This window comes from Thiemannella venezuelensis, from assembly GCF_014203605.1.
Taxonomy (GTDB): domain Bacteria; phylum Actinomycetota; class Actinomycetes; order Streptosporangiales; family Streptosporangiaceae; genus Planomonospora_A; species Planomonospora_A venezuelensis.
In genome coordinates this window covers 186,337-199,292 of sequence record NZ_JACHJJ010000005.1, presented here as the reverse complement: position 1 = coordinate 199,292, position 12,956 = coordinate 186,337, and the positions used below count along the sequence as shown (strand labels likewise).

General features: G+C 72.6%; 14 protein-coding genes. 6 read left to right on the top strand and 8 right to left on the bottom strand.

What is annotated here, in order from left to right:
• Nucleotides 1-209: 209 nt before the first annotated feature.
• From FHS22_RS10420 to FHS22_RS10410, 3 genes are all read right to left on the bottom strand, one after another.
• Nucleotides 210-1,031 carry a conjugal transfer protein gene (locus FHS22_RS10420; RefSeq protein WP_338047696.1) on the bottom strand — a complete coding sequence of 274 codons (822 nt, stop codon included), beginning with the start codon at nt 1,029-1,031 and terminating at the stop codon, nt 210-212.
• A 647-nt stretch (nt 1,032-1,678) separates the two neighbouring features.
• On the bottom strand, nt 1,679-2,767 hold the full coding sequence (gene ychF / locus FHS22_RS10415) for a redox-regulated ATPase YchF (protein ID WP_184940524.1): 1,089 nt from the start codon (nt 2,765-2,767) through the stop codon (nt 1,679-1,681).
• 11 nt (nt 2,768-2,778) lie between these two features.
• Nucleotides 2,779-3,600: a hypothetical protein gene (locus tag FHS22_RS10410; protein WP_184940522.1), complete on the bottom strand. Its 822-nt coding sequence runs from the start codon at nt 3,598-3,600 to the stop codon at nt 2,779-2,781.
• Nucleotides 3,601-3,733: 133 nt separating this feature from the next.
• Between FHS22_RS10410 and FHS22_RS10405 the strand changes: the two genes are divergently transcribed.
• Nucleotides 3,734-5,047, top strand: coding sequence for a DNA recombination protein RmuC (locus tag FHS22_RS10405; RefSeq protein WP_184940520.1), 1,314 nt, complete (start codon nt 3,734-3,736; stop codon nt 5,045-5,047).
• 81 nt (nt 5,048-5,128) lie between these two features.
• The gene (locus tag FHS22_RS10400; RefSeq protein ID WP_184940518.1) at nt 5,129-5,653 is read left to right on the top strand and encodes a DUF6542 domain-containing protein; all 525 of its coding nucleotides are present in this window, start codon (nt 5,129-5,131) and stop codon (nt 5,651-5,653) included.
• A 101-nt stretch (nt 5,654-5,754) separates the two neighbouring features.
• On the opposite strand, the gene FHS22_RS10395 is transcribed toward FHS22_RS10400, so the two are convergent.
• A complete protein-coding gene (locus tag FHS22_RS10395; protein ID WP_184940516.1) occupies nt 5,755-6,723 on the bottom strand; it encodes a 4-hydroxy-3-methylbut-2-enyl diphosphate reductase in 969 nt (322 codons plus the stop codon).
• 110 nt (nt 6,724-6,833) lie between these two features.
• Here FHS22_RS10395 and FHS22_RS10390 point away from each other — a divergent pair, with 110 nt between their 5' ends.
• Nucleotides 6,834-7,937: a hypothetical protein gene (locus FHS22_RS10390; protein ID WP_184940514.1), complete on the top strand. Its 1,104-nt coding sequence runs from the start codon at nt 6,834-6,836 to the stop codon at nt 7,935-7,937.
• A 26-nt stretch (nt 7,938-7,963) separates the two neighbouring features.
• Nucleotides 7,964-9,172, top strand: a complete 1,209-nt coding sequence (gene xseA, locus FHS22_RS10385) for an exodeoxyribonuclease VII large subunit (protein WP_184940513.1) — start codon at nt 7,964-7,966, stop codon at nt 9,170-9,172.
• Nucleotides 9,173-9,193: 21 nt separating this feature from the next.
• Here xseA and FHS22_RS10380 read toward each other — a convergent pair whose 3' ends face one another.
• Nucleotides 9,194-9,664, bottom strand: a complete 471-nt coding sequence (locus FHS22_RS10380; RefSeq protein WP_221473458.1) for a GNAT family N-acetyltransferase — start codon at nt 9,662-9,664, stop codon at nt 9,194-9,196.
• Between the two features lie 50 nt (nt 9,665-9,714).
• Between FHS22_RS10380 and FHS22_RS10375 the strand changes: the two genes are divergently transcribed.
• Nucleotides 9,715-9,939: an exodeoxyribonuclease VII small subunit gene (locus tag FHS22_RS10375; RefSeq protein ID WP_184940511.1), complete on the top strand. Its 225-nt coding sequence runs from the start codon at nt 9,715-9,717 to the stop codon at nt 9,937-9,939.
• A 154-nt stretch (nt 9,940-10,093) separates the two neighbouring features.
• Here FHS22_RS10375 and FHS22_RS10370 read toward each other — a convergent pair whose 3' ends face one another.
• Genes FHS22_RS10370 through FHS22_RS10360 form a run of 3 tightly spaced genes read right to left on the bottom strand, consistent with a single transcriptional unit; the run spans nt 10,094 to nt 11,784 of the window.
• The gene (locus FHS22_RS10370) at nt 10,094-10,474 is read right to left on the bottom strand and encodes a hypothetical protein (protein WP_184940510.1); all 381 of its coding nucleotides are present in this window, start codon (nt 10,472-10,474) and stop codon (nt 10,094-10,096) included.
• Nucleotides 10,475-10,528: 54 nt separating this feature from the next.
• A complete protein-coding gene (locus tag FHS22_RS10365) occupies nt 10,529-11,116 on the bottom strand; it encodes a DUF4245 domain-containing protein (protein ID WP_184940508.1) in 588 nt (195 codons plus the stop codon).
• Nucleotides 11,117-11,154: 38 nt separating this feature from the next.
• On the bottom strand, nt 11,155-11,784 hold the full coding sequence (locus tag FHS22_RS10360; RefSeq protein ID WP_184940507.1) for a TetR/AcrR family transcriptional regulator: 630 nt from the start codon (nt 11,782-11,784) through the stop codon (nt 11,155-11,157).
• 71 nt (nt 11,785-11,855) lie between these two features.
• Here FHS22_RS10360 and glpX point away from each other — a divergent pair, with 71 nt between their 5' ends.
• Nucleotides 11,856-12,890, top strand: a complete 1,035-nt coding sequence (gene glpX / locus FHS22_RS10355; RefSeq protein ID WP_184940505.1) for a class II fructose-bisphosphatase — start codon at nt 11,856-11,858, stop codon at nt 12,888-12,890.
• The last annotated feature ends 66 nt before the right edge of the window (nt 12,891-12,956 follow it).

The window sequence follows — 12,956 nt, the reverse complement described above, 5'->3', positions numbered from 1 at the left end:
CGGCCGGGGGGGCGGTGGGCTGGCCGGTCGGCTGCTGCTGCTGCGCGAGGTCGATCACGCTCAGCAGGATGGTCTTCAGGGTCACGTCTCGTCCTCCGTGCTCATGATCGCGGGTGCCGGGCGGCCGGGCGCGCGCGAGGCGCCCGCGCCGCCGGCGCGCCGGTCAGGGGGGCTCTGTTCGCTGTGGACTGGCACTGTTCGATCATGCGTCACCCCACGGACCGTCCGGCGCCGCCGATGCTCCTGACGAACCATTTGCCGCCCTGCTCGACCACGGTGAGGACGTAGGACTGCTCCAGCTTCCCGCTCATCTCCCCCGGGTCGCCGGTGGGCTGCGCGGACGGCGCCGCCCCGGTGGGCACGCCCCACACGACCGTGGCGGTCACCTCCCTGGTCGCCGCGGCGGGAAGGGGCACGACCAGTTCCTTGAGCTCCACGAAGGTGAACGCGCCGCCGAACCCCTCCAGGGTGACCCCGTCGGCGGCGTACTGCTGCAGGGAGGCGGTGTCGCTCGCGGCGTAGGCCTTGAAGAAGTTGGCCATGGGGGTGCGGAGCTCCTGTTCGGCGGCCTCGTCCCGATCGGGCCCGGCGAGCGCGGGCAGGGCAGCCCTCGTCGGCGCGGGCAGGATGCCCGGCCGCCCCGAGACGACGAACCTGCCGTCCTGGCCGTCGTGGAAGACCGGCACGGACAGGAGCTGGCGGCGGTCGCCGGCCTGGAACATCAGCGTCACGACGGCGTTCTGCGCGTCGGCGACCTCGATGCCGTACGGCTGGATCGCCCCGGCGCTCATCCTGCCGAGGCCGTCCCAGCCGAACTTCGGATCGGCCCCGTCGGGCAGGAAGGGCGCCAGCCGCCCGGCCCGCTCCTCCGCGCGCACGGCGTCGAAATTCAGATAGACGGCGGCGAACTGGCTGGCGAAAGAGGTGCCCTGGGTGACCGGGAATCCCAGATCGGCCGAGGTGGCGGCGGGCTGACCGGTCGCTCCCTGCTGAGTGAATCGCTCAAAAGGTGCACGGACCCCATTTACCACGATAACCACAATTAACGCCCATAGAACGACGCGGCCGGTCCACACCAGCCAGCGCCCGCCTCCACCGGACCACCGGCCGCGGCGCGGCACGCCCCGCCCGCGCGCGGGAGCGCGCCCGGACTCGGGATCGTCGAACGCTTCTGGGTATGCCGAAAGATCAGGGTCGCCAGCGATCCGCGGATCCCGCTGGGCGGTTGACCTTCGAACCATCACGCCTCCGCTCGCGCCGATTCCCCCGGCTGGCGCGGTGTCGTATTACTCCCGATCCCGTTAGCCATGGTGAAGTGATTACCTTAACCGCCCTGCCGATTGTTCCAGGAAAACCACGCCCATGCTGCAGGCATCGCCCTCACTGAGCAAACCGGATCTGCAACCGTCCCGGATCCCCGTACAGGCGGCACATCGCGCGTTACACCTGGCCAGCGCAGGCTCCGGTTACCCAAACGCCACCCATTGGTATCGGTAAAGCACTGGGACTGTCGCGACCTGCACCTTTGGCCGGGAACGGGCGAAAGAACGTGACTCAGGGTCACAACGCGAAGAACGGGCGCGGTCGGCTGGACCGCGCCCGTTCCCGGTGGGGGCGGAGCGCCGGAGCGGTGGGATCGATGTGTCCGCCTGATGAGACCGGCGTGTCCGGCGGCCGCTCACACGTTGAAGCGGAACTCCACCACGTCGCCGTCGCGCATCACGTAGTCCTTGCCCTCGATGCGGGCCTTGCCCGCCTGCCGGGCCGCGGCGATGGAGCCCGCCTCCACCAGCTCGTCGAAGGAGACGATCTCCGCCTTGATGAAGCCGCGCTGGAAGTCGGTGTGGATCACCCCGGCGGCCTCGGGGGCGGTCGCGCCCTTGCGGATCGTCCAGGCGCGGGTCTCCTTCGGGCCCGCCGTCAGGTAGGTCTGCAGGCCGAGGGTCTCGAACCCGACCCGGGCGAGCTGCGCCAGGCCGGACTCCTCCTGCCCGACGGACTGGAGCAGCTCCAGCGCCTCCTCGTCGGAGAGCTCCACCAGCTCCGACTCGATCTTGGCGTCCAGGAAAACCGCCTCGGCCGGTGCGACGAGCGCCGAGAGCCTGCCGCGCAGCTCCGCGTCGACCAGTTCGTCGGCGTCGAGGTTGAAGGCGTACAGGAACGGCTTGGCGGTCAGCAGGTGCAGGTCGCGCAGGTCCGCCAGGTCGATCCCGGCGCCCTTGGCCCCGGCGTACAGCGTCGTGCCGCCGTCGAGGAGCTTGGAGGCCGCCTCGGCGGCGTCCAGCGCGGCCTTGCGGTCCTTGTTGGTCCTGGCCTCCTTCTGCAGGCGCGGGATCGCCTTCTCCAGCGTCTGCAGGTCGGCGAGGATGAGCTCGGTGTTGATCGTCTCGATGTCGCGCTCGGGGGCGACCGCGCCGTCCACGTGGGTCACGTCCGGGTCGCTGAAGACCCGGATGACCTGGCAGATCGCGTCGGTCTCGCGGATGTTGGCGAGGAACTGGTTGCCCCGCCCCTGCCCCTCCGAGGCCCCCTTGACCAGACCCGCGATGTCGACGAACTCGACCTTCGCCGGCAGGATCTTCGCGGAGCCGAAGATCTCGGCCAGCTTCTCCAGGCGCGCGTCGGGCACGCCGACGATGCCCACGTTGGGCTCGATGGTGGCGAACGGGTAGTTCGCCGCCAGTGCGTTGGCGGTCTTGGTCAGCGCGTTGAAAAGCGTGGACTTGCCGACGTTGGGCAGTCCGACGATACCGATGCTCAGGCTCACGCGACCCGAGTCTACGGGGAGCCGTGAAGTGCCACTCGCCGCAGGCAGGTCACGGGACGCCGGACTCCGGGCTCGCGCACCTTCAGGTAGCGGTCGGACCCCTCGGGGCAGCGCCCGCGGGAGACCACCCTGCCGGTCACCTCCGCCCAGGCGCGGGAGGAACCGCACGACGTGCTGGAGAGCGCCTCACGGCTCACCTTCCGCCCCGCCGGCCTGACCACGCAGTCTCCCACGGAGAGCATCCGGCGGCCCTCGCCCAGGCACGCGATCGACCGCTCGTCGACGAGGAGCGCGTCGAGCGCACGCCTCGGGCACTCGTCCGTCCGGTCCACCAGCGCCAGCACCCTCCCGTACCAGCCGCTCGCGGAGCAGGGCCGCTCCCCGCCGCGCAGCGCCAGGCAGTCGCCCGGGCGCAGGACCCCGCCGCCCTCCCCCGGGTCCCCGGGATGCGGCTGCCGGAGGTTGCGCACGCACGCCGTACGGTCGGTCCGCAGGCTCGGGGAGAACTGCTCCCCGGTCTCGGACGCGACCCTGATCCTGACGATCTCGTCGGTCTCGCCGGGGCAGTCCGCCGGGCGTCCGCCCACCACGGAGATCACCCTCCCGTCGGCCTCCCCGCACGGGACCAGCCGGAACACCGAGCCGTTCCTGCCGACGCAGGCCCCCTGCCTCCAGGCGAACCCGGTCGCGGGCGTCTCCGCCCGCACCGCCTCGGGTCTCGGCTCCGCCCTCCCGGCGATGAACACCCCCGTCACCGCCACCACGATCACCGTCACCACGGCGGTCACCCCCAGCGCCGGCACCGCCGTCGACCCCCAGTCGCGTGCGCTCACCGCAAATCCCCCACTTTCCGTGTTCAATACAGAACTTTGAGTGACAGGATGCTTCAGCACAAGTGGAATGCGGCAGCCGGTCCGAAGGCGTGTCGGGCCGCCGGGGCCGGCCGGCCCTGGGATCATTCGGGGGATGGATGTCATGGCGCTCGTCTTCCAGCTGTCCGTGGGACTCGCCGCGGGACTCGCGATCGGGTTCCTGCTGGGCCGGGCGCGCGCCGGGGCCGGAGCCTCGGACGCCGCCGTCCGCCTGGCCGACGCCGAGGCCCGCGCCAGGGCGGCCGAGGAGAAGGTCGCCTACGTCGAGGGGCAGCTCACCGAGCGGTTCCAGGCGCTGTCGGCCCGTGCCCTCGACGTCAACAACCTGCGCTTCCTGGAGCTGGCCGAGACCCGGATGGCCGCCGGGCGCGCCGAGGCGGCCGGGGAGCTGGAGCAGCGCAAGCAGGCCGTCGAGCACCTGATCGAGCCGTTGAAGGACACCCTGTCCCGGGTCGAGGCGCAGCTCCGCGACACGCAGGCGGGGCAGCGCGCGGCCCACGCCGAACTGACCAGGCACATCGACATCGTCCGGGAGAGCAACGACCGGCTCCGCACGCAGACGACCGCGCTGGTCCGGGCCCTGCAGCGGCCCGACGCCCAGGGCCGCTGGGGCGAGCTCCAGCTCCGCAGGGTCGCCGAGATCGCCGGGATGCAGCGCTTCTGCGACTTCGACGAGCAGGCGAGCGCGGCCACCGCCGACGGGACGCTCCGCCCCGACATGGTCGTACGGCTCGCGGGCGGCAAGAACATCGTGGTCGACTCCAAGGTCTCCCTGGCCGCCTACCTGGAGGCGGCCGAGTCCGCCGACCCCGGCCACCGGTCCGAGCGGCTCGGCGCCCACGCCCGGCACGTGCGCGAGCACGTGGACCGGCTGGCCGCCAAGGCCTACTGGCAGGCGTTCAACCCCGCCCCGGAGTTCGTCGTGCTCTTCATCCCGGGAGAGGCCTTCCTCGCCCCCGCGCTGGAGCGCGACCCCGGCCTGCTGGAGCACGCCATGCGCCGCCGCGTGCACATCGCCACCCCCACCACCCTGATCACCATGCTCCGCACCGCGCAGTACGCCTGGCAGCAGGCCGCACTCGGCGAGAACGCCCGCGCGGTCTTCGAGCTGGGCAAGGAACTCTACGAGCGCCTGGGCACGATGGGCCGGAACCTGGACGCGGTGGGCCGCTCGCTGGGCCGGGCCGTGGAGTCCTACAACCGGGCGGTCGGCTCCCTGGAGACGCGGGTCCTGGTGAGCGCCCGGAAGCTGAACGAGCTGGGCCTGGTCGACGGCGAGCTCGACGGTCCGGCGCCGGTCGAGGAGCTGCCCCGGGCGCTCACCTCACCTGAATTGCTGGGAGAAGAGGAGTCAAGCCCGTCCCTCGTCTCCCCCTTGAACGGTAAGTTGGCCAACGACCTGCCATGAAAGGTGTTTCCTTGGACCGAGGGGAGTCGGACACTGGAAACCGCGGGGCGGGCCGAGGGGGGCGACTGGCGAGGTGATCGCATGAGTGAGCGGAACCGGGCATCGGGCATCCGGCTGACCGCGCGGGGCGCGGTGGCCTTCGTACTGGCGGTCACCCTGACGGGCAGCCTGCTGCACGCCCTGCTCGGGCTCCCGGCCGCGGTCGGCCTGGCCTTCGTGGCGGGCTGCGCGGGCGCGGTCCTGCTGGTCAACCCGCGGGACCTGCTCTCGCTCGTGGTCTCCCCGCCGCTGATCTTCTTCTCCGCGGCCCTGGTCGCGGAGGCGCTCCGGGCCCTGAGCGCGCCCTCGCCGGTCCAGGCCTTCGGCCTCGGCATGTTCACGGCGCTGTCCGGCGGGGCGCCGTGGCTGTTCACAGGTTCGGCGCTGGTCCTGGTCGTCGCCTGGCGGCGCGGGCTGACGCGGTGCGTCCGCGAGCTCCGGGAGGAGATCCGCACCGCCGGCCCCGCCGTCCCGCGCCCGAGGAACGGCGACGACACGGGATTCGCCCCCGAGCCCGAGGGCTACTTCGAGCCCAGGGTGTACGGCACGCCGCGCGAGGGCCGATAGCCCCGGCCGCCCCCTCCCGCGATCCCGCCATCCGCTCGGAGCCGTACGGCGGGGCGGTCCCGTGCGCCTCCGGTCGGCGGCGCACGGCGGAGAGGGACCGGTCAGCCGGTGGCCCGCAGGTCCTTGCGGAGCTCGTGCGGGAGGGCGAAGCGCACGCTCTCCTCGACGGAGTGCACCTCCTCGACGTCGTCGAAGCCGTGCCCGGCCAGGCGGGCCAGGACCCCGGCGACCAGCTCGTCGGGGACCGAGGCGCCGCTGGTGACCCCCACGGTGGTGACGCCGTCGAGCCATTCGTCCTTGATGAACGAGGCGTCGTCGACCAGGTAGGAGGCGTCGGCCCCGTGGTCCAGGGCGACCTCGACCAGGCGCTTGGAGTTGGAGGAGTTCTCCGAGCCGACGACGATGACCAGCTCGGCCTCGGCGGCGATCTCCTTCACCGCGACCTGGCGGTTCTGGGTGGCGTAGCAGATGTCGTCGCTCGGCGGGTCGATCAGGTTCGGGAACCGCTCCTTGAGCCGGGAGACCGTCTCGATCGTCTCGTCCACCGAGAGGGTGGTCTGCGAGAGCCACACCAGCCGCCCGGGGTCCTTCACCTGGACGGAGCCGACCGCGTCGAGGCCGTCGACGAGCTGGATGTGGTCGGGGGCCTCGCCCGCGGTGCCCTCGACCTCCTCGTGGCCCTCGTGGCCGATGAGCAGGATGTCGTAGTCCTGGGAGGCGAAGCGCCTGGCCTCGTTGTGGACCTTGGTGACCAGCGGGCAGGTCGCGTCGATCGTCTTCAGGCTGCGCCGGGCCGCCTCCTGGTGGACGGCGGGGGAGACTCCGTGCGCGGAGAAGACCACGATGGCGCCCTCGGGAACCTGCTCGGTCTCCTCGACGAAGATCGCTCCGCGCTCCTCCAGCGTCTTCACCACGTGGGTGTTGTGGACGATCTGCTTGCGGACGTAGATCGGCGCGCCGTACTGCTCCAGAGCCTTCTCGACGGCCTGGACGGCCCGGTCGACCCCCGCGCAGTAACCACGGGGCTTCGCCACAAGTACACGACGGGTCGCGCGGGTCTTTGAAGTCATGTTCTTATGCTACGTGGAGTGCCCATGGGGTCCGCTCATGTGCCCCTTGACCTCGCACGCCCTGATCTTGCCAGACTAGACGTCCAATACAGACCTCCCAGGGAGACGAAATGTCAGTCCCCGACCTCTTCCGCACCATCGCGGGGAAGGCCAAAGACCTGCCGCTTCACATGCTGCAGGCCACGCTGAGCGGGGTCGGCCAGGCGCTGCTGCTCGGCGACCGGGTCCGCACCCGGCTCAAGCGCCTCGGCGGCAGCGACGAGGCGCTCGAAGAGACCCGCACCACCGCCGCCGATCAGCTGGGCGAGGCCGGGGAGACCGCGGAGCAGGCGGCCGAGGAGAAGCCGGCCCGCCGCGCGCCGGTCATCTTCTCCCCCGCGAAGTCCAAGACCGCCCGGGCCGGGAACGGCGCCGGAGCCGAGACCCCGGCCACGGCCGAGCCCTCCGCGAGCGCGGCCGAGCCCTCCGCGAGCGGGAGCGCGGCCGACGGGACCAAGACCCGGCCCGAGCCGGTCATCTACGCCCCGGCGAAGTCCGAGCCCGCCGATGCCCCGGAGCGGGCGGCGTCCGCCGTCGAGGCGGACACCGCGAAGCCGGAGACCGTGGAGCCGGAGACCGCGAAGCCGGAGACCGTGGGGCAGGCGACGGCCGTGACCACGCCGGAGACCGCCGCTCCGGAGAGCACCACGCCGGAGAGCGCCGGACCTGAGACCGGGATCGCCGCGCCTCCCGCCGTGGAGGTCGAGGTGGCCGAGGTCGAGGTCGCCAAGCCGAAGACGGCCGACGCCGCCGCGGTCGAGGTCGTGAAGACCAAGCCCGCCAGGCCGAGGACCGCCAGGCCGAAGGCGGCGGAGACCGCGGAGACCGCGGAGACCGCCAAGCCGAAGCCCGCGAAGACGGCCAGGAGCACGAAGCCCGCGAAGGCTGCGAAGACCGCCGCCGCGACCAAGGCCTCCGAGACCAAGGCCTCCGAGACCGGGACCGCCGCGACCGAGACGGGGGCCGAGACCGTCGGGGCCGGGGCCGCGGCCGTGCCCGCCGAGCCGCTGCCCGGCTACGCCGACCTCACCGTCGCCTCGCTGCGCGCCCGCATGCGCGGCAAGAGCGCCGATCAGATCAAGGATCTGATCGCCTACGAGCAGGCCACCGCGGCCCGGCCCGAGGTCGTGCGCATGTACGAGAACCGGCTGGCCAAGCTGGAGGCCGCCGAGTAGCCGACCCCTGCGCGTAAGGTCTTCGCATGAGCGCGAAGACCACACCGGAGCAGCCGCTGCCGGTCCGCACCGTGCTGCAGATGGTCGGCGGCTGGATCGGCAAGCTCGGCACCGTCTGGGTCGAGGGGCAGATCACCGAGCTGACCGCGCGCGGCGGCACGGTGTTCCTGACGTTGCGCGACCCGGTGGCCAACATGTCCGCCAAGGTCACCTGCCCGCGCGGAGTCTACGAGGCGACCGTCCCCCGGCCGGTGGACGGCGCCCGGGTCGTCATGAACCTGAAGCCGGACTTCTGGGTCAACCGGGGCTCCTTCGCGTTCACCGCGCTGGAGATGCGCCCGGTCGGCGTCGGCGAGCTGCTGGCCCGGCTGGAGCGGCTGCGCCAGGTCCTCGCCGCCGAGGGCCTCTTCGCCGCCGACCGCAAGCGCCGCCTGCCGTTCCTGCCCGCCGCGATCGGGCTGGTCTGCGGCCGGGACTCCGCGGCCGAGCGCGACGTGCTGGAGAACTCGCGGCGGCGCTGGCCCGCCGTGCGGTTCAAGGTGGAGCCGGTCGCCGTGCAGGGGCCGTACGCCGTCGGCGAGGTCACCGAGGCGCTGCGCAAGTTCGACGCGGACGGCGAGATCGATGTGATCGTGATCGCGCGGGGCGGCGGGTCGATGGAGGACCTGCTGCCCTTCTCCGACGAGGCGCTGGTCAGGGCGGTGGCCGCGTGCCGTACTCCGGTGGTCAGCGCGATCGGCCACGAGCAGGACAGCCCGCTGCTCGACCTGGTCGCCGACGTGCGGGCCTCGACGCCCACCGACGCGGCGAAGAAGGTCGTGCCGGACGTCGGCGAGCAGCTCACGCTGGTGCGCCAGCTCCGCGACCGGGGGCGCCGGGTGGCGGGCGGCTGGCTGGACCGCGAGACGGCCTGGCTGACCGCGACGCGCTCCCGGCCGTCCCTCGCCGACCCGGTCCGCGAGATCGAGCGCAGGGCCGAGCAGGCCGAGCAGCTGCGCGACCGGGCGCGGCGCTCACTCGCCGGCTCCCTGGACCGCGCCCACGACTCCCTGGGGCATCTCCGCGCCCGCCTGGTCGCCCTCTCCCCCGCCGCCACCCTGGAGCGCGGCTACGCGATCGTGCAGCGCCCTTCGGGCGAGGTCGTACGGCGCGCGGCCGAGGTCTCCCCCGGCGACGGGCTCACCCTCCGCTTCCCGGACGAGAAGATCACGGTCAGGAGGGATCCCGCCACGTGAGCCCGGGAGCGGGAACCGAGGTCAGGAGGGGGCCCGCCACGTGAGCGAGGGGTAGCCGTCCTCGACGAAGCCGAACTGCCGGTAGAGCGGCTCGCCGTCGGAGGTGGCGTGCAGGTCCACCTTGCGGATGCCCTTCGTCCGGTACCAGTCCATGAGCGCGCCCATGATGGCCCGGCTGTGCCCGCGCCGCCGGTGGCCGGGGTCGGTGGTCATGCCCTGGATGTAGCCGTACCGGCCGTCGGGCAGGCTCGGCCCGGGGAAGCGGTCGAAGATGAGGCCGATCCCGCAGGCGGCCAGACCGCCCGCGGAGGCGTCCACGACGTAGACGGCCGTGTCGGAGGAGCCGAGCCGCTCCTCCAGGCTCTCGGCGTAGGCCTCCTGCCAGCGGCTCTCGATCGGGAAGGCGCCGTCCAGGGCCATGCGGTCGGCCAGGATCTGCCGGAGGCGGACCAGCTCGGGGATGTCGCCGGGGATCGCGTCGCGCACGTTCACCCCCCGATTCTCCCAGCCGCCCCACCCGTCCCACCGTCTAGGGTTGACCCGTGGCCGATGAGAAGACACCGTCGTACGAGCAGGCGCGCGAGGAGCTGACCGAGGTGGTCCGCCGCCTTGAGGCGGGCGGGCTGACGCTGGAGCAGTCGATCGAGCTCTGGGAACGGGGCGAGAAGCTGGCGGCGATCTGCGAGGAGTGGCTCCAGGGCGCCCGCGTGAAGCTCGCCGCCGCCATGGCCAGGCGCGGCCAGCCCGACCCCGACTCCCCCTTCTGAGCCGCCGGTCCCGTACGGCCGCGCCGAGCCGCCGCCGGTCCCGTACGGCCGCGCCGAGCCGCCGGCCACGAGGCCCGCGGCTCCGGACGCGGGCCGCCGCGGGTTCCTCCCCGGACGGCTCCGAGTCGGCGTGCCGTCCCGGAACGCGCCCGGCTCAGGGGGAGAGCGCCGCGGCGCGCTGCCGGAAGGCGTCGGCGAGCAGGTGCCGCAGCTCCGGGCCCTCGATGACGACCGAGTCCGGCGTCCTGCCCGGCATGAGGTTCGTGAGCACCCAGAGCTCCCTGCGGCCGATCTCCTCCGTGAACCGGTCGCCGAACTCCTCGGGAACGTCGTCCGCCTCCTCGGCCCGGTAGGCCACGAAGACGGGCAGGCGCATCCCCCGCCCTCCGGGACCGAAGCTCTCGGCGAGCTCCTCGGCCAGGGGCTGCTCGGAGACGCATCCCGGGGAGAGGGCGAAGCCCAGGAAGTCGCCGATGACCCGCTTCGGGTCGTCGGTGACGTTGTAGAAAGGACTCTCAAGGCGGACGCTGCGCATGCCGACGGAGGATACGCGGTCTCCGGAACGCGGACGACCGGGACGCCGGCCGCCTCAGCCCGTGGCGGTGGGGGTGGCCGCGGGAACGGGAGTGGCCGTGGGGGCGGGGCTCCCGGCGGGCTTGGGCTGCTGCTTGAGGGAGGTCGCCAGGGCGGTGAGCTCGTCCCACCCGGCGGTGCCGGTGACGACGAGGGTGGCGTCGGGCAGGAGCCGTACCAGCGAGCGCTGGTTCTTGTCCTCGCGGTAGCGCTGCTCCCAGGTCTCGCCGGCGATCTGGACGGTGCCGGTGGCCCGGTCGCTGTTGGCCATCCGGTTGGCGAACTCGGCCGCCGGCCTCTCGTCGCTCTGGATGAGCATGGCGTGCTTCTGCTCGGCCGTGGCGAAGCCGAGCCGCCAGGTCACCACGCCCTTGGCGTCCGTCATCCGGGAGCTGTTGGGGATCCAGCCCGCCGGCACCGGCTCCGGCGTCCAGACCTGGTACGGCGCGGCGCGGCGCATGTTGGCCACGTCGATCGTGTAGTCCACCCGGGGGATGTGCGGAGTGGTGCTGTACGGGGTGACGAACAGGAAGGCCAGGACGCCGGCGAGGCAGACCGCCATCGCGAAGGCGTAGCCGTAGAAACCCTGAGTGAACCGTTGCACGAGTGGCGAGACTACCCGCCCCGGCGGGTGGTCCGCTGTCAGGGGCGCTCCGCGGGGCGGTGGATCTGCCCGATGATGGCCAGCACGTCGTCGGCGAGCCTGCGGGAGGCGTCCTCGTCCTCGGAGAGGGCGACCTCGGAGACCGCGGCGGCGAGCGCGCCGGTGAGGACCACGACCAGCGCCCCCTCGTCGCCCTCGAACAGGGTGGCGTTGCGCTTGGCCCACTGGCGGAGCCGGTCGCGCATGATGATCTCGAAGCCGGGCGGGCCGTCGCCGCGCAGGAACAGGGCGGAGAGCTCGCGCTCGGCCAGGCAGCCCTCCAGGTAGGCGCGGGCTCCGGCGACGAACAACCGCATCGGGTCGGTCTCGCCGCCGGTCCTGGCCTCCTGCACCGCCTGCTTGGTCCGCTGGGTCTGCCGGGCCTGGAACTCCTCGAAGAGCGTGAGGTAGAGGTCGGCCTTGCCGGAGAAGTGGTGGTAGAGGCTGCCCACGCTCGCGCCGGCGCGCGCCACCACGTCGGTGACGCCCGCCTCGGCGAACCCGCTCGTGACGAAGGTCTCCCTGGCCGCCGCCAGGAGCGCGACCCGCGTGGCGGCGCCCCGCTCGGACGTCCGTGCGGTCACCCTCGTCACCGGCCGTTCCTGTAGCTGCTCATAGTGGCCACACATTATCCTCCTCCGCCCGGTCAGGAGGGGGCAACTACGATCGAGGTCAGAATCCACGAGAGGGGCTTTCCGCCATGTCCGAGCAGACGTCCGTCCCCGCCGCCCTCGCCACGGGCGAGCACGCGCCTGATCGCAACCTGGCCCTCGAACTGGTCCGGGTGACCGAGGCGGCCGCGATGGCCGCGGCCCGCTGGGTGGGGCGCGGTGACAAGAACGGCGCCGACGGGGCGGCCGTCAACGCGATGCGCCAGCTGATCAACACGGTCTCGATGAACGGCGTCGTGGTGATCGGCGAGGGGGAGAAGGACAACGCGCCGATGCTCTACAACGGCGAGTCCGTGGGCGACGGCAGCGGCGCCGAGTGCGACGTGGCGGTGGACCCGATCGACGGCACCCGGCTCACCGCGCTGGGCATGCCGAACGCCGTCTCGGTCATCGCGGTCAGCGAGCGCGGCTCGATGTACGACCCCTCGGCCGTCTTCTACATGGACAAGCTGGTGACCGGCCCGGAGGCGGCCTCCTCGGTGGACATCAACGCGCCGGTGGCCGACAACATCGCCGCGGTGGCGCGGGCCAAGGGCGGCGAGTCCTCGGACGTCACCGTGGTCATCCTCGACCGGCCCCGGCACGAGAAGATCATCAGGGAGATCCGGGAGACCGGCGCGCGGATCAAGCTCATCACCGACGGCGACGTGGCCGGCGCGATCATGGCGGCCCGGGGGGGCACCGGCGTCGACCTGATGCTCGGCATCGGCGGCACGCCCGAGGGCATCATCGCGGCCTGCGCGCTCAAGTGCCTGGGCGGCGTGATCCAGGGCAGGCTCTGGCCGCAGGACGACGCCGAGCGCCGCCGGGCGCTGGACGCGGGGCTCGACCTGGACGCCACGCTGACCACCGACGACCTGGTCAGGTCCGACGACGTGTTCTTCGCGGCGACCGGGATCACCGACGGCGAGATCATGCAGGGCGTGCGCTACCGGGGCGGCCACGCCGTGACCAACTCCCTGGTCATGCGCGGCCGGTCCGGCACGATCCGCAAGATCGAGAGCGAGCACCAGCTCTGGAAGCTGCGCGCCTACAGCGCGATCAACTTCGACACCGCGGTCTGACGCCCGCCGGGAGCGGTCCCGTCCGGCACGGCGCCCGCAGCGCGGCCGGGGGCCCGTGCCTCGCCC